We start from the raw sequence: 24881 nt of genomic DNA, 5'->3' as shown, positions 1-24881 counted from the left end.
CGTCAACGCACGGCCCTGGCCCGTGGATCGACCTCGCAGTGATCGAGCCGGTCCACGGCCCCCGCGCTGGCAGCGCCCAACCGGACGGTCGCCTTGCCTTTCGCGGGCACCGACACCTGGCTGCCGGAATCGGTCATGGTGAAGCCGGTCCTGTCCTTGAAGGCGACCTTCACGGTGAAGAGAACCTCGCGCCCGTTCGGATTCCTGACCTCGACGGTCGTGTAGGGGTCTTCCTGGGTCGCGCAGTGCACGAGCACCGCCGTCCCGTCCTTCGGGGCCTGGACGGTGGCGGAGGAGGACGCCGTGGGGGTCGAACGGGGGGTGGGCCGCGAACGGTACGTACCGCCGCCGCTGCCACTGGTACTCGTCCCGGAACCGTACGCGTCGCTGCCGGGCGAACGGGACGAGCTGCCGTACGGGTCGCTGCCGTACGGGTCGCTGCTGGACGAACCGCTGCCGTACGAGCCGCCGCCCGACGTGGACGACGACGAACTGTCGTGATCCTGGCGGGAACTGCTGCAACCGCCCCCGCCGCCGCTGTCGTGACTGCGGAATTTGTGGCCACGGCCCGACGAGAAGCCGGTCAGGGCCAGCACCACCATCGCCGACACCGCTGTGAATCTGAGCCTGCGCCCCCGCGTGTACATGCCGTCACCCTACCCACGACCGCCGCACGCGCCCCGACCAGGGCCGATCGGCCCGTCTCACGTCGTGCGGGCCGTCCCGGTCCCCTTCTCCGCGTCCAGCGCGTACACGCAGCGGTCCTTGCTGCACGCGTACACGACGCCGTCCTTGACCACGGGCGCCCCGGTGATCTCGCCGCCGGTGGCCAGCTTCCAGCGCAGGCGCCCGTCGTCGGCCTTCAGGGTGTACAGGAGATGGTCCGTGGAGCCGAAGTGGATACGGCCCTCGGCCACCACCGGGGCGCCGACCAGGTCGCCCCCGGCCTGGAAGCGCCACTTCGGGGTGCCGGTGACGGCGTCCAGCGTGTACAGGCCCTTGCCGCTGCCCACATGGACGTGTCCGGCGGCGACGAGGACCGGCTCCGTGGAGGCGCGGGACTCGGTGGCGATGCGCCAGCGGTCGCGGCCGTCGGTCGCGTCGAGGGCGTACACCGTGCCGAGGTAGTCGGCGAGGTAGACGCCGCCGCCCGTCACTGCCGGGCCCGGAGCGAAAGTGGGCGGGCAGAGGAAGACGGCCGGGGCCTCGAAGTGCCAGCGGACGTGACCGCTCGCCGCGTCGATGGCGAGGACGCGGGTGCCGGCGGAGATGTAGACGTAGCCGTCGGGCGCGTGGGTCATGCGCACCGGTACGCCGCCGCAGGAGGCCGCGTCGCCGATCGGGTACGACCAGCGTTCCTCGCCCGTACGGGCCTCCAGCGCGCGCAGTCGCGCGTCCTTCCAGACGTACACCGTGCCGTCGTGGATCGCCGGACCGGCCTCCGGGGACTCGAAGTCCGTCTGGGCGCCGTTGATCTCCCAGAGCTTCTGCCCGTTCGAGGCCTCCCAGGCCTGGATGCCGCCCCCGCGCGTGCCGGTGACGACCGTTCCGCGCTCGGCCCGCAGGGAGTAGACCCAGGCGTCGGTGGACAGGCGCCAGAGGTCCGCGCCCTCCCTGGCCTCGAGCGCGAACAGCGTGGGCCCGTCGGACGCGTGGATGCGGCCGTCCGCCACCGCCATCGACCAGGCCACGTCACGGGTCTTGAAACGGCGGCGGCCGGTCGCGACGTCGAGGGCGTGGACTTCGAAGGAGGTGACGTAGACGAGGTCGTCGGCGACCGAGGGAGTGCCCCAGACGTCGTTCGACATACGGAAGCGCCAGGGGCGCCAGCCGGCCGACGAGTCGGGCACGGGGGGCGCGACCGTGGGCACGGGCGCCGGTTCGGCGCCGTTCACGCCGATACGCGGCCGGGACCAGGACGCCGCGAGCCCCGCCTCCGGGGGCGGCGCCTTCACGGCCGCAGCGCGGGCGTCCAGGACTCGCGGGCCGGGACCGATGGGCACCTTGGCGCCCGCGAGGCGCACGGGGCCGGTGTCGGGTGCCCCCACGGGCACCGGGGCGTGCGAAGGGGGCGGAGGAACCACTGCGCGCCCTCCGCCACTGCGTCCACTCCCCCCGGTCGGCGGCTTGACCGGCGGACGGCCGCCGCGGCGCGTCTCGATCAGGCCCACCGCCCGCTCGGGCAGCCACGCCGACGCCGTACCGCTGTCGTCGGAGCCGGAGCCGAAGAGGTGGGGTGCGAGCTGCGCCTGGAGGTCGGCGGGGTTGGGGCGGGCCGTGGCGTCCATCTGCATGCAGGACTCGATGAGCGGGCGCAGCTCATCGGGGAGGCCTTCGAGGTCCGGGCCCTCGCGGAGCAGCATGAAGACCGTCTCCACGGGGTTGGCGCCGTGGAAGGGGGCGTGTCCGGTGGCCGCGAAGACGAGCATCGAGCCGAGCGAGAAGACGTCACTCGCGCCGGTGACGCTGCGCGAGTCCTTCGCCTGCTCGGGCGACATGTAGGCGGGGGTGCCGACGGCGACATTGGTCATGGTCAGACGGGTGTTCGAGACGCCGGACGCGATACCGAAGTCGATCACGCGCGGTCCGTCCTCGACCACCAGGACGTTCGAGGGCTTCAGGTCGCGGTGGACGAGTCCCGCGCCGTGGATCGACTGCAGCGCCTCCGCGACGCCGGCCGCCAGCCAGCGAACCGCCTGGGCCGGGAGCGGCCCGCACTCATTCACTATTTCTTCGAGCGAGGGCGCGGGCACGTAGGCGGTGGCCAGCCACGGCACCGCGGCGCGGGCGTCCGCGTCGACCACGGCCGCCGTGTAGAAGCCCGACACGGCGCGGGCCGCCTCGACCTCGCGCGAGAAGCGGACCCGGAACAACTGGTCCTCGGCGAGCTCCGTCCTGACCGTCTTGATCGCCACGCGCCGGCCGGAAGCCGAGCGCGCGAGATAGACCAGCCCCATGCCGCCGGCACCCAGCCGTCCCAGCACCTCGAACGGCCCGATCCGGCGCGGATCGTGCTGCGTCAGCTGATCCACCACTTGCCTGCCACCTCCCCGTACGGGTCGCGTCATCCACGTATGAACGCGGCCCAGTGCAGCGTCTCACCACCGCACCGCCATGGCGGCACGCACCCCGATTCTTCCTGGCCGAGCCGCCGGTTGCGAACCAGGGGGCGGATCGGGGTGTCTCGTGACAAACCAACCGCCCCGACAGAAGTACGGCCGCCGGGGCGCGACGGTTCAGGGCCCGAAATGCGCCCCTCACCCCAGAAGTACCCCGCCCCGCACGCCCAGAAGTGCCGTCCCTCACTTCGAATTGCCGTGCCCCTCACCGCAGAAGCGTTTCGGCCCATGTCGTCGAAGCGGTCGTCCAAGCAACTTCAACGTTGAAGCATCGTCACCACTGAGGAGGCATCGCGGGGCGTCACGGCTGGTCGAAGCACGTTCACCGTTCAAGTACCGCGAACGACGCACCCTGGTTGTCCGTGACGACGGACAGTCGCCCGTACGACGTGTCGAAGGGTGTCACCTGGACACGGCCGCCGAGCCGGTTCACCGTCCCGAGTGTCTCCTCGCAGTCCTCGACTCCGAAATGGACGAGGAAGTGGGGAGGCATCTCGGCCGGAAAGACGCTCGATACGGGGACGCGGCCGAAATCGGGGGTCGCGTCGGGCCCGAACAGCGCGTCGTGGAACAGGGCGCCGTAGAAACGGTCGACGGTCGCGGTGTCGCGCGCGTACAACTCCGCCCAGCAGAACGTGCGCCGCTCGTGGCGCTTGGCGAAGCCCGCGTGGGAGCCGGGCTGCCACAGACCGAAGACGGCGCCCTCCGGGTCGGTGGCGAGGGCGGCCGTGCCCAGCTCGCCCGCCGCTCCGGCCTCCGTGGGCGCGGTGATGATCTGGCCGCCCGCCTCCGTGATCCGCCGGGTGAGCGCCGCGGCGTCCGGCGTCGCGAAGTACACCGTCCACACGGTGGGCATCCGGCCGTCCCGCTTGGGCGTGAGCGCCGCGACGGGCTCACCGTCCAGCTCCGCCCAGCCCGCCGGGCCGGACTCCTCGGGGAACGTCCAGCCGAAGAGCTCACCGTAGAAGCGCTTGCCCGCCTCGACGTCGGGGAGCTGTGCGTCGATCCAGCAGGGCACACCCTCGGAGAACTCGGCGACAACGGCGGATTCGGCCATGCGGCCAAGCTAACGGCCCTTTCCGCATCCCGCAGAGCATGCGCACCTGCTCCGGTGACGCCCCGCCCCTGCTCAGGGGGCCCGCAGGGGAACGTGCGCGCCATTTCCGGGGAAGCCGGGCGGGAACGCGAGCGGCCTTTCCCGGGGGGCCGGACGGGACACGAGCGGCCTTTCCTGAGAGGCCGCTCGGGAAGGCGAGCGGCCTTTCCCCGGGGCACCCGCAGGGGAGCTTGCGCCTCACGCCGGGGGGCGACCGAGCGGGAGCTTGCACATCACGCCGGGGTGTCCGCACGGGAGCTCGGAGCATCACGCCGGGGGCGACCGTACGAGAGCTCGCGCATCACGCCGGGGTGTCCGCACGGGAGCTTGCGCACCGCCTCTGGCTGTCCGCGCGGGAGCTTGCACATCACGCCGGGGGCGACCGTACGAGAACCTGTGCACCGCGCCCCGGGGTGTCCGTACGAGAAGGTCCCGACCGTCCCTGGGTATCCGCACCGGAACGCGCGAACCGTTGCCGGGGGTTCGCGTGCCGCCTCCGGGGATGCCGGAGAACCTCTCGGAAGCCCTGGTGAACCCCCCGTTGAACCCCCGCTGAACCCCCGCGATGTACGGCCGCACCCCATTTGCAGTCGGCCGAATCGCGCTCCGATCACCCCTCGGTAAGCTGACGGCATGACAGGACAAGTGCGTACCGTCGACGGCCGCGTGGCCGGACGGCGTGGGCAGGCGACCCGGCAGAAGCTGCTCGACTGCCTCAGCGAGATGCTCAGCTCCTCGCCCTACCGGGATGTCAAAGTCATTGACGTCGCCCGGAAGGCGGGCACTTCACCGGCGACCTTCTACCAGTACTTCCCGGACGTCGAAGGCGCCGTCCTGGAGATTGCCGAGCAAATGGCCGCCGAGGGAGCGGGGTTGACCCAGTTGCTCGAAGGGCGTTCCTGGGTCGGCAAAGCCGGTTGGCAGACCGCGCAGGAACTCGTCGACGGCTTCCTGGAGTTCTGGCGGAAGAACGACGCGATCCTTCGAGTCGTCGATCTCGGTGCCGCCGAAGGCGACAAGCGGTTCTACAAGATCCGCATGAAGATCCTGAACTCCGTGAACAACTCCCTCACGGACTCGGTCACCGACCTCCAGGCCAAGGGCAAGGTCGACAAGGACGTGAACCCGGCCGCGATGGCCGGTTCCCTCGTCGCCATGCTCGCGGCGGTCGCCTCGCACCAGAAGGGGTTCCAGAGCTGGGGCGTCAAGCAGGCCGAACTCAAGCCGAATCTCGCGCTGTTGGTGTATCTGGGCGTGACCGGGAAGAAGCCGACGAAGTAGATTCCCGCATCCGAACGCCCCAGCTCCTGTCATGCGGGCGGCAGTTCATTCCGGAGGAACATTCCGGTGGACCGCCGCCCGCTGCGCTGTCCGGGCGAGCGGCCGGACCGTTCGTTCAGCCGGACCGGACCTCGCCTTCCGCGGTATCGCCGGGCACCGGGCGGCGCACGATTCTGAAGAGCCGTATCTCCCGGTCCACCCGGGCCTGATACGTGGCGTACGGCGGCCAGAACGCCAGCGCCGTCCTCCAGACCGCGGCCCGTTCCTCACCCGTGAGGAGTCGGGCGGTCACGGGAATGTCCTCGCCCTTCCAATTGATGACCGCGTCGGGATGGGCGAGCAGGTTCGCGGTCCAGGCGGGGTGGTCCGTACGGCCGAAGTTGGACCCGACGAGGATCCAGCCGGCCCCCGCCGCCGCACCCGAGCCGGCGCCCGCGGCCTCACCCGCGTCGGCACCCGACACCGCACCCGCCGCTTCACCCGAGTCGGCGTCCGTCGCCACCCCCGCCGCCGCAACCGAGCCGGCGTCCGGCGCATCACCCTCCGGCATGCAGGCCAGCGGGGTGCGGCGCTCCAGGCCGCTCTTGGCGCCGCGTACGGTGAGGACGACCCCCGGCAGCATCTGCGCGCTGAGCAGCACCTTGCCGCGCGTGAGCCGGTGCACGGCACGGTCGAGGGCCGGGATGAGGTGAGGAGCCACTCTGGCGAAGGTCCGGGTGGAGGACACCCGCTGCACCAGCCGAACACCGGGCATCCTTCTCGCCCCGGTCCCCGTACCCGCCCTCCCACCGGCGCCGGATCCCGTACCGCTCCCCGCACCACCGCTTCCTGCACCGGTCCCCGCACCGCTCCCTGCACCACTCCCCGTTCGCGAACGCCTCGCCGCCGCCATCAGACCGTCACCTTTCCGCCGTCGAAGAGACGCGCGACGTCGGCGGCGTGGGCGCGCAGCCGGTGCACGGGGCCGAAGAGCAGTTCGTCGCCGGACGCGCGCTTGAAGTAGAGATGGGCGTCGTGCTCCCACGTGAAGCCGATGCCACCGTGCAGTTGGATGCCCTCGGAGGCGGCGGTGCGCAGTGACTCCAGCGCCTGGGCCAGCGCGAGCCCGCCCACGCGCTCGCCGCCCGTTCCGGTGGCCCACGCCGCGTAGTACGCCGCCGAGCGCGCTGCCTGCACGCCCACGTACACGTCCGCGAGCCGGTGCTTGACCGCCTGGAAGGAGCCGATCGCCCGCCCGAACTGCTCACGCCGGCGCACGTATTCGACGGTCCGTTCCAGCGCGCGGTCGGCGGCGCCCACGGCCTCCACGGCGAGGACGGCGGCGGCGGTGTCCCCGACGGCGGCCAGCGCGGCGGGCACGTCGGCCTGTTCGTCGCCCAGCAACTCGGCTTCCACATCCCGCAGTTCGAGTCGGGCCTGTGGCCGTGTCGCGTCCAAGGACGTCTGCCGGGCGCGTACGAACCCGTCGGCGCCGGCCCTCACCAGGAACAGCAGCGTGCGCGACCGCGCGAACCCGCCGGTGTGCGCGGCGACCACCAGCAACCCGGCGCTGTGCCCGTCCAGCACCTGCGCCGCCTGCCCGTAGAGCCGCCACGCGCCCTCTGCCCGGCGTGCCTGGACGCCCCCGGCGCGTCCGCCGCCGGCCCAGTCGCCGTGGTTGTCGCCGACCAGCCCGAGGGCGGTGGCGAGGCCCGCGCCGGGTACCGCGAGGGCGGCGGTCAGCGCGCCCGAGGCCAGCGGCGGCAGCAGGGCGGCATGCTGGGCCCCGGTGCCGAGGGCCAGGATCAGCGGGGTGGCGAGGACGGCGGTGGACAGCAGCGGAGAGGGGGCGAGAGCGCGGCCCGACTCCTCGCAGGCGAGGGCGAGTTCGGTCATCGAGCAACCGACACCGCCGTACGTCTCGGGGAGGGCGAGTCCGGGCAGCCCGAGCTGCTGCGCGAGGGCTTCCCAGAGTGCCGGGTCGTAGCCGCCGGGGGTCTGCTCGGCGGCCCTCAGCTCCTCCGAGCCGCACCGCTTCACCAGCAACTCCCGCAGCGTACGGCGGATTTCCTCCTGCTCCGCGGTGAGATGGGCATCCATGGGCGGGCTCCTCCCTCGTCGGGCAGCAAGACGGCGGGACAGCGGGGCAGCCGGGCGGCAAGGCACCTGGACAGCGAGACAGCCAGGCGGCGGACCCCCGGATCTGACGGGCCGTCATGTTAGGGCGGGAGGTTCCAGATGCACAGGGGTGCGGCCACCTCCCGGCGGGCAAGTTATCTGATGTACCGTCAGATCCATGACTCATGCCACCCCGGGCCACAGCCGTCGAAAGGTCGCCGTCGTCGGCATATCCCTGTCCGACTGCGGCCGCGTGGACGAGGCGACCCCGTACGCGCTGCACGCCCAGGCCGCGCGCCGCGCGCTGGCCGACTCCGGCCTGGACCGTTCGGTGATCGACGGCTTCGCGTCGGCGGGGCTCGGCACGCTCGCACCCGCCGAAGTGGCCGAATACTTGGGGCTGCGGCCCACGTGGGTCGACTCGACCTCCGTCGGCGGGTCCACCTGGGAGGTCATGGCGGCCCACGCGGCCGACGCCATCGCGGCGGGCCACGCCGACGCCGTCCTGCTCGTCTACGGCTCCACCGCCCGCGCCGACATCAGGGCGGGCCGCCGCACCGGCAACCTGTCGTTCGGCGCCCGGGGCCCGCTCCAGTTCGAGGTCCCGTACGGCCACACGCTCATCGCCAAGTACGCGATGGCCGCGCGCCGCCACATGCACACGTACGGCACCACGCTCGAACAACTCGCCTCGGTCGCCGTCCAGGCCCGCGCGAACGCGGCCCACAACCCGGAGGCGATGTTCCGCGCCCCGGTCACCGTCGACGACGTCCTGTCGGGGCCGCTGATCGCTGACCCCTTCACCAAGCTGCACTGCTGCATCCGCTCCGACGGCGGCGCGGCGGTGCTGCTGGCCGCCGAGAAGTACGTGCGCGACTGCCGTACGGTCCCGGTGTGGGTGCTCGGCACCGGCGAACACGTCTCCCACACCACCATGTCCGAGTGGGCGGACTTCACCGTCTCCCCGGCGGCGGTGAGCGGTCGGCTCGCCTTCGAACGCGCCGGAATCCGCCCGGCCGAGATCGACTTCGCCGAGATCTACGACGCCTTCACCTACATGACCCTCGTGACCCTGGAGGACCTCGGCTTCTGCGCCAAGGGCGAGGGCGGAGCCTTCGTGGACGCCGCGAAGGGGCGGCTGCTCGTGGACGGGGAACTGCCGGTGAACACCGACGGGGGCGGGCTGTCGGCCCAACACCCTGGAATGCGCGGCCTGTTCCTGCTCGTGGAGGCCGTACGGCAGCTGCGGGGCGAGGTGCCGGAGAGGCGGCAGGTACGGCGCCCGGACGGCACGCTGCCCGAGCTGGCGGTGGCGTCCGGGACGGGGGGCTGGTTCTGCTCGTCGGGGACGGTTGTGCTGGGACGGTAGAGCCCTGACCGGCCGGCCGGTCAGGGCAGGACGGTGACGGCGGCCGTGTCGTTGCCGAGGTTCACGTCGCGGCGGCTGGTCGACGGCGAGGCGTCCTGGAGGGTCACGCTGCCCTCCCCCGGTCCGTCGAGGCGCAGGGTGAACTCGAAGTCGCGGCTCTCACCCGGGCCCAGCTCGTCCAGCCGGCAGTTGTACGTCCCGTCGCCGGAGTCGCAGTGCGGTTCGTAGGAATCTTCGTCGGCCACCTCCATGGGCTCCTTCAGCACGGCACCGGACGGCGTAGTGAACACCAGTCTCGTGCCGGAGCCGGGGTTGCCGGGCCCGTTGTTGCGGACCTTCAGCCGCAGCGAACGCTTCGTACCGGGACTGCCGTGCAGTTCGACGCCGAAGACCTCGTAGTCGGCGTGGATGTCCAGGCGTACGTCGGTGACGGCTCTCCCCTCGGCGAAGGTGCCGTCCGTGTCGCGTGCGGCCTCGACCTCGGCCTTCAGGGCCGGGCCGTCGCCGTGGTCACCGCCCGGCAGCACCGCGCTGTACTGGCCGGGCCCCGAGTCCAGCGGTACACCTCCCTGCGGTGCAGCGCCTGCGGCTGGATCGACAAGAACTCGCGCAAGAGCCAAGCCGAGTTCGTCTGTTCCTCCTGCGGCTTCACCTGCAACGCCGATGAGAACGCAGCAGTCAACGTCGCGGCAGGACAGGGCGGGATCCCCCGCCCCCGGCGCTCAGCCGGTGCCGGAGGGGCGACAACGGCCACCGGCCGTCCGAGCGCCCGTGAACCTCAACCCCTCTGGGTTGGAATCCCCCTCTTTTAAGAGGGGGAGGATGTCAATTCGATGCCGTCCGCGTGTGCGGCGTACGCGGGGAAGCCGTGCTGCACCACCTCGCCGTACTGACCGACGGACACCCCGGACCCGTCGTACGGGAGACGAGCGGCCGCCGGTGGACGTACTTCCTGCTGGCGCCCGGGGAGAGCGCGGAGCACGACTGGCCGCCGGGCGCCCGGCGCTTCGGACGCTCGGGGCAGGACGAGTACATCGGGGTCCCCGCGCCGGACGGCAACACGTACCCGCTCGGCTGGGGCAGCGGCGCCCCGGAGGCCGGCGAGTTCGTCGACGCGGAACTGCTGCACGGGGTGCTGATGGCCCAGCTCTGCCCGATCCCCGAGTGATACTCGGGGGCATGGGAACGGATCTTCACGAGGTGCTGAGGTCGCTGCGGGTGTGGGACGCCGAGCTGCCCTCCTTCGACCCGGCGGCCGCGCCCGCCCAACCACTGGCGCTGTTCACGGAGTGGTTCACGCAGGCCGTGGCGGCGGGGCAGTCCGAGCCGCACACGATGTCGCTGGCGACGGCGGACGAGCACGGCCTGCCTGACGTCCGGATCGTGATGCTGCACGGTGCGGACGCGGACGGGTGGGCCTTCGCCAGCCATGCCACCAGCCGCAAGGGACGCCAGCTCGCCGCCCGTCCGTACGCGGCGCTCGACTTCTACTGGCCCGTCCAGGGCCGTCAGATCCGGGTACGCGGCCCGGTCGCGGTCGCGCCGCCCGCGGAGAGCCAGGCGGACCTGCACGCCCGGTCCACGGGGGCGCTGGCCGCCGCGCTGGTGGGCCACCAGAGCGAAGTCCTGCCCTCCCTGGCGGAGTTGGACCGGGCGTCGGAACTGGCCTGGGAGCGGGCCGAAAACGCCCCGCACTCCCCCGCCCCCACCTGGACCCTCTACCGCCTCCGCCCGGACGAGGTGGAGTTCTTCCAGGGCGACGCCCGCCGACGCCACGCCCGGCTCGTCTACCGCCGCACGGAGACCGGCTGGTCCACCGAACTGCTGTGGCCGTGACACCGGCGGTGGCCACGGACGCGACGGCCTGCTCCTCGCCCTGGACTACGCCCGGGGTGCCGTCCGGCTCGCGGTCCTACTCGCCGTCGTACGTGAAGTCGTACGTCGCGAAGTCCGAGACGGGGCGGTAGCCGATGCGCTGGTACAGGCCGTTGCTGGTCGGATTGGCGAGGTCGGTGAAGAGGAGCACCTCCTGGAGGCCAGCGGCGACCGCGGCGCGGCTCACCTCGGCGGTGACGGCGCCGGCGTACCCCCGGCCGCGCAGGTGGGCCGGGGTGTAGACGGGAGCGACGCGGAGCTGTCCGGCGATCGGGGGTGTCGCGCCCGCCATGGCGACGGGGGTGCCGTCCGGGGTCTCCCAGAGGGTGATGCCGCCGTAGGAGATCCGGTCCTCGGCCCAGGCGTCGCCGGTGCGGAGCCCGCCTTCACCGATGGCCTCGGCGAACTCCGTGTACCAGCGGGCGAGCAGGTCCCGGTCGGTCTCGCCCGCGACCCTGGCCCGGCCGGGCGGCGCGGGCTCGGGCACCGCCAGGTCGCCGAGCCGGTACAACCGCTCGCTCCGCAGCAGCGCGGCCGTCCCTCCGGTCCGCCGCTGCCAGGCCGCCGCGAAGGCCGCCGCGGTCTCCGTGTCGGCGGAGACACCGGGCACCTCGATCTCCGCGTCCGCGAGCAGCGCGGCGAGCGTGTCCGCGCCCCGCTCGTCGAGCGGTGTGAGGTTCAGCCGGTACGGCGGCGTACGGAAGAAGGCCGCCGTGACCGCCCCGTCCCGCTCCAGGGCTCCGAAGAACGGCGCGCTCTCTCCGAACTCACCCGTCCCCCGCCTTCGCAGCCGGTCCGTCACGGTCAGCGCGACGGTGTGCTGCGCGGGCCGCGACCGGAGAAAGTCTCCGGCCCGGCCGAGAAAGGCGTCGAGGTCACGCGTGAGCTGCCAGTCGTACGTCACGGAGGAGGTCATGTCCGATGATCCCGTGCGGCCACCGAACTGTGCCTCCGATTTTCGGCGGGCGCCGGCTTCGTCCCTAGCGGACCGGCGGGGGTTCCGGATCGGTCGACAGCCGTCCGTGCAGGTGAACGTCACGAAACGCGTCATGGCGGCCCGCCTCGAACATCGCGCCGCGCAGCGTCCCCTCGTACCGGAAGCCACAGCGTTCGGCGACACGACAGGACACCTCGTGGCCCACGGCGTGGCCGAGTTCGAGGCGTTGCAGGGCGAGGTCGACGAAGGCGTAGCCGACCGCGAGGGTGAGGGCGCGGGTGGCGACCCGGCGGCCGCGGGACTCGGGGAGGACCCAGTAGCCGATGCGGGCGCAGCCCATGACGTGGTCGATCTCGTTGACGCCGATGTGGCCCAGTGTCTCGCCGGTCTCGGCGTCGGTGACGCAGAAGGAGACCCCGGTGCCGTTCGTCGCGGCGGCGACGCGTCTCCCGAGCGCCTCACGGGCGGAGTCGATGTCCCGGACGAACCTGAGCGGGGTGTTCCAGCGCTGTAACTCGGGATCGGCCAGCCCGTGCAGATATGCCGAGACATCGGCGTCGGACTCCGGGTCCCAGGGGCGCAGCCGCAGGCCGAGGCCCGCCAGCTCGGGAAAGGGATGGACGGCGAACTGTTCATGGATGTTGGACATCCAGCCATTCAAACCCGTTCAGGCCCACAGGTCACTCCCACCACGGACCGGGCTCCCGGAAGAACCCCGCGGCAGCGCGGCTTCCGGTCGGTCTCCGCACAGGACTCGGTCCGTCTCCAGCGCGTGATGCGGGTCCGGCCGGAACACAGGGACGCCCGCCCGGAACGCCACCTCCAGGTTCATCCCGATCCGCAGCGCCGCCTCCTCGCACTCGACCACCTCGGTCATCATCCGGGGTCCCTCCGCCAGGTCGACGACGGCTGCGACGTACGGCACGCGCCCGCCGAACGGCGGCAGGTCGTTGCGGTGCACGACGGACCAGGTGTAGAGCGCGGCGCGTCCGGTCGCGGGACGCCAGCTCACGTCCTCGCTCCAGCAGTGCGGACAGAACTCCCGGGGGTAGTGGTGAACACGGTCGCAGGCCGCGCAGTGCCTGATCAACAGCCGTCCCTCGGCCGCCGCGTCCCAGTACGGCCGAGTGAAGGCATCCACCTCGGGCACGTCGAACCCGCCGCCGGCACCCACCGCTCCCACGGAACCGGTCACACCCGCGGAGCCCACCGCTCCCACGGAACCGGTAGCACTCACGGAACCGGTGGCACCCTCGGAACCAGTCGCGCCCGCGGAACCAGTCGCATTCGCGGAACGCGCCGGGCCCGCCGCTCCCCCGCCCCGCACGGTCCCGCTCACTGGAAGAGCCCCAGGACGTTGTCCAGGGACCACGTCTGCCAGGACATCGCGAACAGGCCGACGGCCGAGACCAGCGCCATCATCGCGTTCTGTCCCTGTTCCGCCCAGTCGTGGATCATGAGCGTGAAGTAGAGGACGTTGAGGAGCAGGCCCGCGACCAGGGCGACGGGTGTCAGCAGTCCGGCCACCAGTCCGAGGCCGAGGGCCAACTCCGCGTACACGACGACGTACGCCATCGTCCGCGGGCGCGGTGCGACAACCACGTCGAAACCGGACCGCACGGCGTTCCACCGGTGCTTGGACGCGACATCCGCCGCCCACGCGATCCCGGTCCCGCGCTCGAACCAGCCCTTCTTGTCCTTGTGCCGCCAGCTCTCCAGCCACCACAGCCCGAGCCCGATACGGAGCACGGCCAGCCATTCCGCCCCGCCGAGCCAGATCGTGTCCATGGCCGAACCTCCCGCAGAGCCGCCGAATCTGACGGAACGTCAGTTTCGACTCCCCGGGGCGCCCGCGCAAGAGGCCGGCACCCGTCGGCAAGGAGTACGCCATCGGCACTCCGCCGACACCCTTCCGCTTCAACCTTCACAGGGGGCGCGCGGAGCCGATCCCCCGCTCCCGCAAAAGGCGTACGCCCCGGCGCCCACCTGCGGCGACAACGCACTTTTCGCACACCATCGCCACACTGAAGTGATCTACGCCACCAGTCGCACCCACCTCTCCCACAGTCGTGACCAGTTCGCAACCGATTCCGGTCTTGACCGAGACCTATCAAGCAAAGTCGTGATTACGCTCGCGCTATGGCCGACTCGACTGCTTCCACGACCCCCCGCACGGTGCCGTCCCACGAGGACCGCCCCGTGTACGTGATCGGGGGCGGCCCCGGGGGGCTCGCGGCGGCGTACGCGCTGCGCGCCCGGGGCGTACGAGCTGTCGTGCTGGAGAAGTCGGACCAGGTCGGCGCGTCCTGGCGCGGCCACTACGACCGGCTTCACCTGCACACCACCCGGCGGCTGTCCGCGCTGCCGGGGCTGCCGATGCCGCGCTCGTTCGGGCGGTGGGTGTCGCGCGACAACGTGGTGCGCTATCTGGAGAAGTACGCCGAGAAGCACGCGCTGGAGATCGTCACGGGCGTCGAGGTCTCGCGCATCGAGCCCGCCCCGGGCGGCGACGGCTGGCTGCTGCACGCCACCGGCGGCCGTGAGCTGACCGGCAGTGCGGTGGTCGTCGCGACCGGCTACAACCACACCCCGCGTGTCCCCGACTGGTCCGGCCGCGACACGTACACCGGCACGCTGCTGCACGCCGGCGAGTACCGCAACCCCGCCCCCTACGCGGGCCGTGACGTCCTCGTCGTCGGCGTCGGCAACACCGGCGCCGAGATCGCCGTGGACCTGGTCGAGGGCGGCGCCTCGCGCGTACGGCTGTCCGTGCGCACCGCCCCGCACATCGTGCGCCGCTCGACGGCCGGCTGGGCCGCGCAGTTCACGGGCATCCTCGTACGGCGACTGCCGGTGCGCCTCGTGGACGGGCTGGCCGGGCCTATGGCGAAGCTGAGCGTGCCCGACCTGGCTGCGCAGGGTCTGCCCCGCCCCGGCACCGGGCTCTACTCCCGCGTCAACGACGGCGCCATCCCCGTCCAGGACGTCGGCCTCATCGACGCCGTCCGCAAGGGGAAGGTCGAGATCGTGGCCGCGGTGGAGGGCTTCGAGGACGGCAAGGCCGTCCTCGCCGACGGGAGCCGGATCGACCCGGACGTGGTGATCGCCGCGACGGGATACCTGCGAGCCCTGGAAGGCATGGTCGGACACCTCGACGTGCTCGACGGTCGCGGGCACCCGGTCGCGCACGGCGGACACACCCCGAAGAACGCGCCCGGCGTGTACTTCACCGGCTTCACCAACCCCATCAGCGGCATGTTCCGCGAACTCGCCCTCGACGCCGAGAAGATCGCGAAGGCGGTCGCCCGGCACACCTCCAAGACCGAGGCCACACCGACCACCACCAGCTGACCCCACCACCCGCCTGACACGCCCGCGCCGGAATCGGACACCGCACGGCGCGGGGTTCCCCCGGCGGCGCGTGACGGTTACGCAGCAGGAGCCCGCCGCCCGGCTGGCGCGCCCACCACCCCCTGACCCCAATGCCCGACTGGCGCGCCCGCGCCGGACGCGGACACCGCACGGCATCCGGTTCCCCCGGCGGCGCGTGACGGGTACGCAGCAGGAGCCCACCGCCCGGCCGGCACGCCAAGCACCCCACTGGCGCACCGGCCACTCCGCCAGCGCACCCACCGACAACGCCCAGGCGCGCCCTTTCCCGCACGCCATCTCCCGCATGCCCTTCCCGGCATGCCCGCGCCCGCGCCGGACGCGGACACCGCACGGCGTCGGGTTCCCCGGCGGCGCGTGGCGGGTACATAGCTGGAGCCCGCCGCGCATGCTCGCGCGCCCCGCGTCCGGTGCTCTCCCGTTCCACCTCCACAGCCTTTGCCTGCACAACGGTTCCTGACACGGCGTCAGTTAAGTAATCTGACACTGCGTCAGTTAACAGTTGGCTGTCACACAGGAGCGGGCGGACCGATGCTTGGATCAACCCACGGCACCCTCACCACCGACTCCCGCCGGGCCCGGGTCATCGCCTGCGGCGAGCAGCCCTCGCCGGTCGTGCACGGGCGGCCGGCCGAGGTCGACGACGTGGACGTCAGCGGTCGCCCGCTGTACGCCGCCGTGCCCGATCTGGACCGCTTCTTCCGTCCCGAGTCCGTGGCCGTGATCGGTGCCTCGGATGCCGAGGGGCGGCCGAACACCGGGATCACCCGGCAGCTGATCGGCTGGGCCGAGCGGGTCGGCGCCCGGCTGCACCCGGTGCATCCCACCCGCCGGTCCGTCTTCGGCCTGCCGTGTCTCCCTTCCGTCGCCGACCTGCCGGAGCAGGTGGATCTGGCCGTGCTCCTCGTCGGCGACCCCCTTCCGATGATCGAGGAACTGGCCGGGGCCAAGGTCAAGTTCGCGGTCGCCTTCGCGTCCGGATTCGCCGAGACCGGGGCCGAGGGCGCCGCCGCGCAGACCCGGCTCGCCACCGCCGTGCGCGGCTCCGGTCTGCGGCTGCTCGGGCCCAATACCAACCTCAACGCCTTCGAGAACTTCCGCGACGACCTCACCGGCCCCGCGGTCGCCCTCATCACCCAGTCCGGCCACCAGGGACGGCCGGTGTTCGCGATGCAGCAGCTGGGCGTCCGCCTCTCCCACTGGGCGCCCACCGGCAACGAGGCCGACCTGGAGACCGCGGACTTCATCTCCTACTTCTCCGAACGGCCCGAGGTCGGCGCCATCGCCTGCTACGTCGAGGGGCTCAAGGACGGCCGCTCCTTCCTGCTCGCCGCCGACCGCGCCGCCCGGCGCGGAGTGCCCGTCGTCGCGGTCAAGGTCGGCCGCACCGAGACCGGCGCCCGCACCGCCGCGTCGCACACCGGCAAGCTGACCGGCGCCGACACGGTGGTGGACGCGGCGATGCGGCAGTTCGGCGTGATCCGCGTCGACGGACTCGACGAACTCCAGGACACCGCGGCCCTGCTGGCGCGGGCCCGCGCGCCACACGCCGACGGGGTCGTCGTCTATTCGATCTCGGGCGGCACGGGCGCGCACTTCGCGGACCTGGCGAGCGGGGCGGGGCTGGACCTGCCGGTTCTCTCGGACGCCAAACAGGCCGAGCTGCACACCTGGATACCCGACTACCTGAACGTCGCCAACCCGGTCGACAACGGCGGCCACCCGGTCGGCGACTGGCGCGGCCGGAAGATCATCGACGCGATCCTCGCCGACCCCGCCGTCGGCGTGCTGATCTGCCCGATCACCGGGCCCTTCCCGCCCATGAGCGACAAGCTGGCGCAGGACCTGGTGGACTCGGCGGAACAGACGGACAAGCTGGTGTGCGTGGTGTGGGGATCGCCGGTCGGTACCGAGACCGCCTACCGCGAGACGCTGCTCGGGTCGTCCCGGGTCGCCACCTTCCGTACGTTCGCCAACTGCATCACCGCCGTCCGCGCCCACCTCGACCACGCGCGGTTCACCGCCGCCTACCGCTCGCCCTTCGACGAGGCCCCGCGCACCCCGTCGCCCTCCTTCCGCAAGGCACAGGCCCTGATGCGCCCGGGTCAGCAGCTGAGCGAGCACGCGGCCAAGCAGCTGCTGCGGGCGTACGGGATTCGCGTACCGCGCGAGCAGCTGGTGACCAGCGCGGCGGCGGCCGTGCGGGCGGCGAGCCAGGTCGGCTACCCGGTGGTCATGAAGGCCTCCGGCGCCCAGATCGCCCACAAGACCGAACTCGGCCTGGTCAAGATCGGGTTGACCTCCGCCAGCCAGGTCCGCGACGCCTATCGCGAGCTGACCGACATCGCCCGCTACGAGGGCATCTCCCTCGACGGCGTCCTCGTCTGCCAGATGGTCGAGCGGGGCGTCGAGATGGTCGTCGGCGTCACGCACGACCAGCTCTTCGGGCCGACCGTGACCGTCGGGCTCGGCGGGGTCCTCGTCGAGGTGCTGCGCGACACCGCCGTACGCGTGCCGCCGTTCGGCGACGACCAGGCGCGGGCCATGCTGTCCGAGCTGCGGGGGCGGGCGCTCCTCGACGGGGTGCGCGGGGCTCCGCCGGTGGACGTGGACGCGCTGGTCGAGGTCGTGATCCGGGTCCAGCGCATGGCGCTCGAACTCGGGGACGAGATCTCGGAGCTGGACATCAATCCGCTGATGGTGCTGCCCCGCGGACAGGGGGCAGTGGCCCTGGACGCACTGGTGATGTGCCGCTGATCCGACGCAGTCACGCGCTCCGGCTCCGGGGCGGTGGCCGGGACCGGCTCCCGGACAGTCGCTGGGACCGGCTCCGACTCCGGCACGGGAACCAGGACCAGGACCGGCTCCGAGGCGATGACCGGGACCGGGACGAGCTCCAGGACCGGGACCGGCTCCGGCTCCGGCTCCGGCTCCGGCTCCGGCTCCGGGACGGTCGCGCACACCGGCCCAGCGACACTCACCGGCCCGTCCACGCGTACCAGCCCGCCAGTACGCACTGGCCCGCCGCCACGCCCCGACCAAGCCGTGCGCACGGCTTGGCAGACCCGCTCGCAACCCCCGTACGAAACGGAGCATCCTCATGACCGACTCCCCCCGTGCGTCCCGTGAAGCTCCCGAATCTCACGAATCAGATAAATCTCATGAAACAGTCGAAAAGTCCCTCGACTCATTGATACGTCACGCCACTGACAACGCGGTCTCGTGGATCACCCTCGACCGGCCCGAAGCTATGAACGCGCTCACCTGGGACCAGCGGGAACGCGTGATCGAGCTGCTCGCGGCTGCGTCCGCCGACACCGGCGTGCGGGCCGTGGTGATCACGGCGACAGGCCGCGGGTTCTGCGCGGGAGCGGATCTGCGGGGCGGTCCGCCCGCCGGGGAGCGAGTGCCCGGAGATGTCGCCCGCACCATCCGGCTGGGCGCACAGCGACTGATCGCCGCCGTCCTCGACTGCGAGAAACCGGTGATCGCGGCGGTCAACGGCACGGCGGCCGGGATCGGCGCGCACCTCGCCTTCGCGTGCGACCTCGTCCTGGCGGCCGAACCGGCCCGGTTCATCGAGGTGTTCGTGCGCCGCGGTCTCGTGCCGGACGGTGGCGGGGCCTACCTCCTGACCCGGCTTGTCGGCCCGCAGCGGGCCAAGGAGCTGATGTTCTTCGGCGACGCGCTGAGCGCCGCGGACGCCGAGCGGATCGGGCTCGTCAACAGGGTCGTACCGCCGGAGGCGTTGGAGAAGACGGCGCGCGAGTGGTCCGAGCGACTTGCCGCCGGGCCCACCCGAGCCCTCGCCCTCACCAAACAGCTGGTCAACGCCTCCCTCGACACCGACCGCGGCAGCGCCTTCGCGGCGGAGGCGGCGGCGCAGGAGATCAACATGACGACGGTGGACGCCAACGAGGGTGTGGCGAGCTTCGTGGAACGGCGGAGCCCCCGCTACGAGGGCCGCTGAGCGGACGCGGCCGGGCAGCACCAAGGCCCGACCGCGCTAAGAACGAGCCCGACCGACCGAAGAATGCCCGACGGTGCGAAGGGAGCACCGGCTGCACGGAGGCAGGGGCGACCCGCACTGGAAGCAGGGTCGGCCCGTACGGAGGCAGGGGTGACCCGCACTGAAACAGGGTCGGCCCGCACTGGGGCAGGGTCGGCACGCACTGAAACAGGGTCGGCCCGTACGGAGGCAGGGGGCCCGCGCTGGAGCAGAGCCTGCCCGTTCAGGTCCGTTTCAGTATGCGCAGGTCGCCCGAATCGGGGTCGCCGAAGAGGACGAACAGTTCCGGGTGGACCGCGGTGCCGCCGATCGTCCAGTACGTGTCGTGGCCGCAGTCGCCGACGCCGACGACCACACCGTCCCGCCGCTCAGAAGTGGGCCCGTCGGCATACGGGTCGTAGCGGCCGCCGGTGTCGAGGAACCACCTGCCGGTGCCGTCGCAGCGCGTGAACGCCTTGGTGGCCACGTCCTCGAACTCGGGCTGGGCGGGCAGCGCCGTGAGCTCGGCCCGGCCGTCGGCGCGCAGCCGCAGCACGGCCCCGTGATCGCCGCGCCAGACGCCGGTGAGCTGGTCCGCCCCGAGTTTCGGGGGCTCGTACTCCTGGATGAGCCCCGTGGCCAGGCCCACCGTGCCCGCCGCGACGACCAGTCCGCACCCCCCGAGGGCCGCGAGCGCCGAGCGGAGCCAGATGCGCCGGCCGGCCGGCGGACGTCCGGTGACACGCTCGCGCCATCGCATCCGGGCGACACCCAGCGCGGGCGGGACACCGGACACCGCGATCAGCAGGGCCGCGGTGCCGGTGGACGCCAGGCCGAAGAGTGCGACCGCGAGCGCGGCCCACAGCGTGCCGAGCACCAGCACGAGGGCCAGGTGCCAAGCGCTCTCGGAGCCGGGCGCGCGCCGGGTCACCAGCCGGGCGAGCGTGGCCGCCGGCATCGTGAACGTCACCGTGTGGAGCAGTGCGAGGACGGCGAGCAGGGGCGGCCCGAAGACCAGCAGGCACAGCACTCCGACGGCGGCGAATCCGCCGCCCAGCCCCGCGCCGTAGTCGTCGTCGCCGAACGTTCCGACCCACCGGACGGTGACGGCGACGGCGAACTGCACCGCGCAGATCGCCGCGACGAGGTTCACCTCCGCGTCGGTCCATGTCTCCCGGGTGCGCGTGGGCCACCCGGAGTTTCCCGACCCCATGGGGCGAAAGATACGCGGGCGAAACACGATTCGCCGCGAGGGGTTCCCGCCACCCCTCGGGCAGCCCTTGCCGGGCCTCCGCCCCCGACCTGTCGCACTGCCGCGCTCCCGGCCTCGCGAACCCCTTCCTATCTGACATGCCGTCAGCTTCAATGGGAGGCGTGATGGGACACGCAGGGATGGCCGCCGCCGCCGTCCGCTACCTCAGGTCGGCCGGGGCCCCCACCGTCGCGGGGCCCGTCGAGGCGCTGCCGCGCCCTGATCTGCGCGCGGTCGGCGAGGACGAGCGGGCGCCGGTCGATCCGGCCCAATTCCGGCGGGTCCTGGGGCACTTCGCGACGGGCGTGACGGTGGTGACGGCCCCGGCCACCGGCGCCGAGGATCCGGCGGGCCCGGCCGGCTTCGCCTGCCAGTCGTTCGCCTCGCTCTCCCTGGACCCTCCGCTGATCTGCTTCATGGTCGGCCGTACGTCGACGACCTGGCCGCGCATCGCCCGTGCCGGCGTCTTCTGCGTCAACGTTCTCGGCGCACACCAGGGCGACTTGTGCCGCGGCTTCGCGGTGAGCGGCGCGGACAAGTTCGCCGGGGTGGTCCACGACGCCGCTCCGGTCTCCGGCTCCCCCCGCCTCGCGGGCACCGCCGCCTGGATCGACTGCACGATCCACGCGGTGCACACGGGCGGGGACCACCTGATCGTGGTGGGCCGGGTGGACGCGCTCGGCACGAGCGGCGACGCCGACGAGGACGTGCCGCCGCTGCTCTTCCACAGGGGCCGGTTCCTCACCTGACGGGAGACGCCGGGCAGACGGCGGACCAACCCCGCCACCCGGCAGCGAGCGCCACCGTCACGGTCAGCGAGCGCCACCATCACCCGGCAGCGGGCGACACCGTCACGCGGCAGCGGGCGACACCGTCACTGCCAGTGGGGCCGTCGGCCGGTGGCGCCGGATGACCAGGGCCATCAGCGCGGCCGCCGCGCACAGGGCGCCCGACGCGTACCAGACCACGTCGTACGAGCCGAAGGTGTCGCGGGCGACACCGCCGAGGAAGGCGACGAGGGCGGCGCCGACCTGGTGGGAGGCGAGGACCCAGCCGAAGACGATGGCGCTGTCCTCGCCGTACCGCTCACGGCACAGGGCCAGGGTGGGCGGGACGGTGGCGACCCAGTCGAGGCCGTAGAAGACGATGAAAAAGATCATCGGCGGGTGCACGGTCGCGGCGAGGAGCATCGGGAGGAACAGCAGCGAGATGCCGCGCAGGGCGTAGTACACCGCCAGCAGACGGCGCGGCTCGAAACGGTCGGTGAACCAGCCCGAGGCGACCGTGCCGACCACGTCGAAGACACCGATCACCGCCAGGAGTGAGGCGGCCGCGGTGACGGGCATGCCGTGGTCGTGGGCCGCGGGCACGAAGTGCGTCTGGACCAGACCGTTCGTCGACGCGCCACAGATCGCGAACGTTCCGGCCAGCAGCCAGAAGGGACCCGTGCGGACGGCGGAGAGCAGCACGGTCACCGCACGCCGGGCGGCGCCCCGCACCGGCTCGGGCTTCGGCACGAACTCCGTTGCCCCGTACGGCTTCTCGCCCACGTCGGCCGGGTGGTCGCGCAGCAGCAGCCAGACGAAGGGGACGACCGCGAGGGCGGCGAGGGACACGGTCACCGCAGCCGGCCGCCAGCTGTGCTCCGTGACGATCCAGGACAGCAGCGGCAGGAAGATCAGCTGGCCCGAGGCCGAGGCCGCCGTCAGGATGCCCGTCACCAGGCCCTTGCGCTCGGTGAACCAGCGGTTGGTGACCGTCGCCGCGAAGGCGAGCGCCATCGAACCGGAGCCCAGTCCCACCAACAGGCCCCAGCAGAGCAGCAGTTGCCAGGCCGCGGTCATCCACACGGTCAACCCCGAACCGACCGCGATCACGGTCAGGGCGACCGCCACCACGCGCCGGATGCCGAAGCGGTCCATGAGCGCCGCCGCGAACGGTGCCGTGAGTCCGTACAGCGCGAGGTTGAGCGAGACCGCCGCGCTGATCGTGCCGCGCGACCAGTGGAACTCCTGGTGCAGCGGGTCGATCAGCAGTCCGGGCAGCGACCGGAAGGCCGCCGCGCCGATGATCGTCACGAAGGCGACGGCGGCGACGAACCAGGCGCGGTGGACGCGGTGACGGACCGCGGGTCGGGTGGGCCGGGAGTCCTCGGGGGCCGGGGCGGCTTCGGTTGTCTGGGTCACGCCATTGAGCATCGGGGAACGGACTCGACCGAACCACTGGCCCGAAGGACAGCGTTCGCTAGGATCGGGCCATGGCCACTTCGGGTTCGTTCCGTCCGCACCGCGTCGTCGTCCTCGCCCTCGACGGACTGCTCCCCTTCGAGCTGGGCATTCCGCAGCGCATCTTCGGCAAGGCGCGGGACACCGACGGGCGGTCGCTGTACGAGGTCGTCACCTGCTCGGTCAGGCCGCCCGGCCCCGTGGAGACGGACGCCGACTTCGCCGTCCTCGTCGCCAACGGACCCGAGTCGCTGGCCACCGCGGACACCGTTGTCGTCCCGGCCTCGTACGAACTCGGCCCGGTCCAGCAGGAAGGCATCCTGACCCCCGAGCTGGTCGCCGCCCTCGCGCACATCCGCCCCGGCACCCGCCTGGTCTCCATCTGCACCGGCAGCTACGTCCTCGCCGCCGCCGGATATCTCGACGGCCGCCCGGCCACCACGCACTGGATGCACGCCGAGCACTTCCAGCAGCTCTTCCCGCAGATCCAGGTCGACGCGGACGTGCTCTTCATCGACGACGGCGACGTCCTGACCTCCGCCGGGGTCGCGGCCGGGATCGACCTGTGCCTGCATCTCGTACGACGCGACCACGGCGCCGCCGTCGCCAACGAGGTCGCCCGCCGCACCGTCGTACCGCCGCACCGCGACGGCGGGCAGGCGCAGTACATCCAGCGCCCCGTGCCGGAGGCGCAGTCGGCCGGCACGACCGCCGCCCGCGCCTGGGCGCTCGGGCGCCTCCACGAGCCGATCCAGCTGCGCGACATGGCCGAGCAGGAGTCCATGTCGGTGCGCACCTTCACCCGGCGCTTCCGCGAGGAGGTCGGCGTCAGCCCCGGCCAGTGGCTCACCCAGCAGCGGGTCGAACACGCCCGCCATCTCCTGGAGTCCAGCGACCTGTCCATCGACCACGTGGCCCGCGACGCCGGCTTCGGCACGGCCCAGTCGATGCGCCAGCACCTGCAGGCGACCCTGGGCGTCACCCCGACCACCTACCGGCGCACCTTCAGGTCGGGAACCGGGGCCGATTCAGCCCACGGGGCAGACGCGGCCGGGGGTGGGAACTCCCGCGCCTCCGCCGGGATGTGACGTTCCGGCATCCGTCCTAGAACGTCAGCACAGCCCGTGCCACCTTCCCCGCGTGCGCGTCCTCGGCCGCCCGGTCGAAATCCTCGACCGGGTACGTCGCCGTCACCAACTCGTCGAGGAGCAACCGGCCTTCGCGGTACAGCTCGGCGTACAGGGCGATGTCCCGCTGGGGGCGGGACGAGCCGTAGCGGCAGCCGAGGATGGACTTGTCGAGGTACATCGAGGAGACGAGGAAGGACGCCTCGGCCGTCGCCGGGGGGACGCCGAGCAGGATCGCCTGGCCGTGCCGGTCGAGCAAGTCGACTGCCTGACGGATGAGTTCGACGCGTCCGACGCATTCGAAGGCATGCTGGGCGCCGGTGGGGAGGATGTCCTTCACCCCGTCCGTCGAGGTCAGGAAGTGCGTCGCGCCGAACTGGCGGGCCACGGCCTCCTTGGCCGGATTGGAGTCGACGGCGACGATCCGCAGGGCGCCCGCGAGCCGCGCGCCCTGGATGACGTTGAGGCCGATGCCGCCCGTGCCGATGACGAGGACGGTGTCGCCCCGGTCGACCCGGGCCCGGTTCAGGACCGCTCCGACGCCCGTGAGGACCCCGCACCCGATCAGCGCGGCGGACGTCAGCGGGATGTCCTTCGGGATCCGGACCGCCTGCACGGCCTTCACCACCGTGTGTTCCGCGAAGGCCGAGTTGGAGGCGAACTGGTAGAGCGGCTCCCCGGACCGCGTGAACGGCCGCTGCGGCATGCCGATCGCCTTGCGGCACATTGTGGGCCGCCCCCGGTCGCACTCGGCGCAGGTACCGCAGTTGGCGAGGGTGGACAGCGCCACATGGTCGCCCGGCTCGACATGGGTGACACCCGCGCCCACGGCCTCCACCACGCCGGCGCCCTCATGGCCGAGCACCACAGGAACAGGGAAGGGTATGGTCCCGTCCACCACGGAGAGATCGCTGTGGCAGAGCCCCGCCGCGGAGATCGCCACCCGGACCTCTCCGGGGCCTGGGCCCCGTATCTCCAGATCGTCCACGACCTGGGTCCGCTTCCCGTCGAAGATCACGCCTCGCATCGCGCCAGCTCCCCTCTTCCCGGGCCACCCCGGGCTGTTCCTGGGCCGTACCGGGCAGTTGCTGAACTGAGCTGTACTGGGCAGTTGCTGAGTTGTTC

At 72.2% G+C, this 24881-nt stretch carries 23 protein-coding genes and 1 pseudogene; 11 read left to right on the top strand and 13 right to left on the bottom strand.

The window, feature by feature from the left end; all coding sequences use genetic code 11:
* Positions 1-2: 2 nt before the first annotated feature.
* On the bottom strand, positions 3-257 hold the full coding sequence (locus ACFYR3_RS24665; protein ID WP_355847266.1) for a hypothetical protein: 255 nt from the start codon (positions 255-257) through the stop codon (positions 3-5).
* A gap of 46 nt (positions 258-303) precedes the next feature.
* Here ACFYR3_RS24665 and ACFYR3_RS24660 point away from each other — a divergent pair, with 46 nt between their 5' ends.
* Positions 304-501 carry a hypothetical protein gene (locus ACFYR3_RS24660; RefSeq protein WP_389284735.1) on the top strand — a complete coding sequence of 66 codons (198 nt, stop codon included), beginning with the start codon at positions 304-306 and terminating at the stop codon, positions 499-501.
* A 203-nt stretch (positions 502-704) separates the two neighbouring features.
* On the opposite strand, the gene ACFYR3_RS24655 is transcribed toward ACFYR3_RS24660, so the two are convergent.
* Both ACFYR3_RS24655 and ACFYR3_RS24650 read right to left on the bottom strand, forming a co-directional pair.
* Entirely contained in the window at positions 705-3035 is a 2331-nt protein-coding gene (locus ACFYR3_RS24655) for a serine/threonine-protein kinase (protein WP_355847260.1), read from the bottom strand.
* Between the two features lie 406 nt (positions 3036-3441).
* A complete protein-coding gene (locus ACFYR3_RS24650) occupies positions 3442-4176 on the bottom strand; it encodes a VOC family protein (RefSeq protein WP_355847257.1) in 735 nt (244 codons plus the stop codon).
* A gap of 672 nt (positions 4177-4848) precedes the next feature.
* Here ACFYR3_RS24650 and ACFYR3_RS24645 point away from each other — a divergent pair.
* A complete protein-coding gene (locus tag ACFYR3_RS24645; protein ID WP_261701778.1) occupies positions 4849-5496 on the top strand; it encodes a TetR/AcrR family transcriptional regulator in 648 nt (215 codons plus the stop codon).
* Positions 5497-5611: 115 nt separating this feature from the next.
* Here ACFYR3_RS24645 and ACFYR3_RS24640 read toward each other — a convergent pair whose 3' ends face one another.
* Both ACFYR3_RS24640 and ACFYR3_RS24635 read right to left on the bottom strand, forming a co-directional pair.
* Complete coding sequence (locus ACFYR3_RS24640) at positions 5612-6196, bottom strand: nitroreductase/quinone reductase family protein (protein WP_355847252.1); 585 nt, start codon at positions 6194-6196, stop codon at positions 5612-5614.
* Between the two features lie 191 nt (positions 6197-6387).
* Positions 6388-7575 (bottom strand): acyl-CoA dehydrogenase family protein, encoded by a 1188-nt coding sequence (locus ACFYR3_RS24635; RefSeq protein ID WP_389284734.1) that lies wholly within the window; start codon positions 7573-7575, stop codon positions 6388-6390.
* A 196-nt stretch (positions 7576-7771) separates the two neighbouring features.
* Here ACFYR3_RS24635 and ACFYR3_RS24630 point away from each other — a divergent pair, with 196 nt between their 5' ends.
* Positions 7772-8962 (top strand): acetyl-CoA acetyltransferase, encoded by a 1191-nt coding sequence (locus tag ACFYR3_RS24630; protein WP_389284733.1) that lies wholly within the window; start codon positions 7772-7774, stop codon positions 8960-8962.
* Between the two features lie 20 nt (positions 8963-8982).
* Here ACFYR3_RS24630 and ACFYR3_RS24625 read toward each other — a convergent pair whose 3' ends face one another.
* Positions 8983-9582 carry a hypothetical protein gene (locus ACFYR3_RS24625; RefSeq protein WP_389284764.1) on the bottom strand — a complete coding sequence of 200 codons (600 nt, stop codon included), beginning with the start codon at positions 9580-9582 and terminating at the stop codon, positions 8983-8985.
* Between ACFYR3_RS24625 and ACFYR3_RS24620 the strand changes: the two genes are divergently transcribed.
* Genes ACFYR3_RS24620 through ACFYR3_RS24610 form a run of 3 tightly spaced genes read left to right on the top strand, consistent with a single transcriptional unit; the run spans position 9469 to position 10798 of the window.
* Positions 9469-9774, top strand: a complete 306-nt coding sequence (locus ACFYR3_RS24620) for a zinc ribbon domain-containing protein (protein WP_355847244.1) — start codon at positions 9469-9471, stop codon at positions 9772-9774. The genes ACFYR3_RS24625 and ACFYR3_RS24620 overlap by 114 nt on opposite strands.
* Before the next feature lie 32 nt (positions 9775-9806).
* Positions 9807-10130, top strand: a complete 324-nt coding sequence (locus ACFYR3_RS24615; RefSeq protein ID WP_355847241.1) for a hypothetical protein — start codon at positions 9807-9809, stop codon at positions 10128-10130.
* Positions 10131-10141: 11 nt separating this feature from the next.
* On the top strand, positions 10142-10798 hold the full coding sequence (locus tag ACFYR3_RS24610; RefSeq protein WP_355847238.1) for a pyridoxal 5'-phosphate synthase: 657 nt from the start codon (positions 10142-10144) through the stop codon (positions 10796-10798).
* 76 nt (positions 10799-10874) lie between these two features.
* Here ACFYR3_RS24610 and ACFYR3_RS24605 read toward each other — a convergent pair whose 3' ends face one another.
* The 4 genes and pseudogenes from ACFYR3_RS24605 to ACFYR3_RS24590 all read right to left on the bottom strand — a co-directional run bounded on the left by ACFYR3_RS24605 (position 10875) and on the right by ACFYR3_RS24590 (position 13562).
* The gene (locus tag ACFYR3_RS24605; protein WP_389284732.1) at positions 10875-11753 is read right to left on the bottom strand and encodes a GNAT family N-acetyltransferase; all 879 of its coding nucleotides are present in this window, start codon (positions 11751-11753) and stop codon (positions 10875-10877) included.
* 64 nt (positions 11754-11817) lie between these two features.
* Complete coding sequence (locus ACFYR3_RS24600) at positions 11818-12423, bottom strand: GNAT family N-acetyltransferase (protein ID WP_355847232.1); 606 nt, start codon at positions 12421-12423, stop codon at positions 11818-11820.
* Positions 12424-12558: 135 nt separating this feature from the next.
* A pseudogene (locus tag ACFYR3_RS24595) lies at positions 12559-12948 on the bottom strand (Zn-ribbon domain-containing OB-fold protein); the annotation flags it as partial.
* Positions 12949-13109: 161 nt separating this feature from the next.
* On the bottom strand, positions 13110-13562 hold the full coding sequence (locus tag ACFYR3_RS24590) for a DoxX family protein (protein ID WP_355847229.1): 453 nt from the start codon (positions 13560-13562) through the stop codon (positions 13110-13112).
* 351 nt (positions 13563-13913) lie between these two features.
* Between ACFYR3_RS24590 and ACFYR3_RS24585 the strand changes: the two genes are divergently transcribed.
* The 3 genes from ACFYR3_RS24585 (at position 13914) to ACFYR3_RS24575 (ending at position 19134) form a co-directional block, all read left to right on the top strand.
* Positions 13914-15125 (top strand): NAD(P)/FAD-dependent oxidoreductase, encoded by a 1212-nt coding sequence (locus ACFYR3_RS24585; RefSeq protein ID WP_355847226.1) that lies wholly within the window; start codon positions 13914-13916, stop codon positions 15123-15125.
* 570 nt (positions 15126-15695) lie between these two features.
* Entirely contained in the window at positions 15696-17921 is a 2226-nt protein-coding gene (locus ACFYR3_RS24580; RefSeq protein ID WP_389284731.1) for an acetate--CoA ligase family protein, read from the top strand.
* Between the two features lie 343 nt (positions 17922-18264).
* Positions 18265-19134, top strand: a complete 870-nt coding sequence (locus ACFYR3_RS24575; RefSeq protein ID WP_355847220.1) for an enoyl-CoA hydratase-related protein — start codon at positions 18265-18267, stop codon at positions 19132-19134.
* A 262-nt stretch (positions 19135-19396) separates the two neighbouring features.
* On the opposite strand, the gene ACFYR3_RS24570 is transcribed toward ACFYR3_RS24575, so the two are convergent.
* A complete protein-coding gene (locus ACFYR3_RS24570; protein WP_355847217.1) occupies positions 19397-20365 on the bottom strand; it encodes a hypothetical protein in 969 nt (322 codons plus the stop codon).
* A 164-nt stretch (positions 20366-20529) separates the two neighbouring features.
* Here ACFYR3_RS24570 and ACFYR3_RS24565 point away from each other — a divergent pair, with 164 nt between their 5' ends.
* Positions 20530-21153 (top strand): flavin reductase family protein, encoded by a 624-nt coding sequence (locus ACFYR3_RS24565; RefSeq protein ID WP_355847214.1) that lies wholly within the window; start codon positions 20530-20532, stop codon positions 21151-21153.
* Between the two features lie 102 nt (positions 21154-21255).
* On the opposite strand, the gene ACFYR3_RS24560 is transcribed toward ACFYR3_RS24565, so the two are convergent.
* Positions 21256-22590, bottom strand: coding sequence for an MFS transporter (locus ACFYR3_RS24560; RefSeq protein WP_355847211.1), 1335 nt, complete (start codon positions 22588-22590; stop codon positions 21256-21258).
* A gap of 71 nt (positions 22591-22661) precedes the next feature.
* Between ACFYR3_RS24560 and ACFYR3_RS24555 the strand changes: the two genes are divergently transcribed.
* On the top strand, positions 22662-23717 hold the full coding sequence (locus tag ACFYR3_RS24555) for a GlxA family transcriptional regulator (RefSeq protein ID WP_389284730.1): 1056 nt from the start codon (positions 22662-22664) through the stop codon (positions 23715-23717).
* Positions 23718-23733: 16 nt separating this feature from the next.
* Here ACFYR3_RS24555 and ACFYR3_RS24550 read toward each other — a convergent pair whose 3' ends face one another.
* Positions 23734-24783: a Zn-dependent alcohol dehydrogenase gene (locus ACFYR3_RS24550; RefSeq protein ID WP_355847205.1), complete on the bottom strand. Its 1050-nt coding sequence runs from the start codon at positions 24781-24783 to the stop codon at positions 23734-23736.
* Positions 24784-24881 lie beyond the last annotated feature (98 nt).

It is taken from the genome of Streptomyces sp. NPDC005784 (genome assembly GCF_042871525.1).
In the GTDB taxonomy this organism is placed as follows: Bacteria; Actinomycetota; Actinomycetes; order Streptomycetales; family Streptomycetaceae; genus Streptomyces.
Note: the sequence above shows the minus strand (reverse complement) of the source record. Positions and strands in the feature narration are given on the sequence as shown.

What these genes read in the sequence shown, in the direction of transcription:
- ACFYR3_RS24650 (WP_355847257.1), bottom strand. Translation starts at nt 4,176, where the DNA reads ATGGCCGAATCCGCCGTTGTCGCCGAGTTCTCCGAGGGTGTGCCCTGC.
- ACFYR3_RS24645 (WP_261701778.1), top strand. Translation starts at nt 4,849, where the DNA reads ATGACAGGACAAGTGCGTACCGTCGACGGCCGCGTGGCCGGACGGCGT.
- ACFYR3_RS24635 (WP_389284734.1), bottom strand. Translation starts at nt 7,575, where the DNA reads ATGGATGCCCATCTCACCGCGGAGCAGGAGGAAATCCGCCGTACGCTG.
- ACFYR3_RS24630 (WP_389284733.1), top strand. Translation starts at nt 7,772, where the DNA reads ATGACTCATGCCACCCCGGGCCACAGCCGTCGAAAGGTCGCCGTCGTC.
- ACFYR3_RS24610 (WP_355847238.1), top strand. Translation starts at nt 10,142, where the DNA reads ATGGGAACGGATCTTCACGAGGTGCTGAGGTCGCTGCGGGTGTGGGAC.
- ACFYR3_RS24605 (WP_389284732.1), bottom strand. Translation starts at nt 11,753, where the DNA reads ATGACCTCCTCCGTGACGTACGACTGGCAGCTCACGCGTGACCTCGAC.
- ACFYR3_RS24600 (WP_355847232.1), bottom strand. Translation starts at nt 12,423, where the DNA reads ATGTCCAACATCCATGAACAGTTCGCCGTCCATCCCTTTCCCGAGCTG.
- ACFYR3_RS24590 (WP_355847229.1), bottom strand. Translation starts at nt 13,562, where the DNA reads ATGGACACGATCTGGCTCGGCGGGGCGGAATGGCTGGCCGTGCTCCGT.
- ACFYR3_RS24585 (WP_355847226.1), top strand. Translation starts at nt 13,914, where the DNA reads ATGGCCGACTCGACTGCTTCCACGACCCCCCGCACGGTGCCGTCCCAC.
- ACFYR3_RS24580 (WP_389284731.1), top strand. Translation starts at nt 15,696, where the DNA reads ATGCTTGGATCAACCCACGGCACCCTCACCACCGACTCCCGCCGGGCC.
- ACFYR3_RS24575 (WP_355847220.1), top strand. Translation starts at nt 18,265, where the DNA reads ATGACCGACTCCCCCCGTGCGTCCCGTGAAGCTCCCGAATCTCACGAA.
- ACFYR3_RS24570 (WP_355847217.1), bottom strand. Translation starts at nt 20,365, where the DNA reads ATGGGGTCGGGAAACTCCGGGTGGCCCACGCGCACCCGGGAGACATGG.
- ACFYR3_RS24565 (WP_355847214.1), top strand. Translation starts at nt 20,530, where the DNA reads ATGGGACACGCAGGGATGGCCGCCGCCGCCGTCCGCTACCTCAGGTCG.
- ACFYR3_RS24555 (WP_389284730.1), top strand. Translation starts at nt 22,662, where the DNA reads ATGGCCACTTCGGGTTCGTTCCGTCCGCACCGCGTCGTCGTCCTCGCC.
- ACFYR3_RS24550 (WP_355847205.1), bottom strand. Translation starts at nt 24,783, where the DNA reads ATGCGAGGCGTGATCTTCGACGGGAAGCGGACCCAGGTCGTGGACGAT.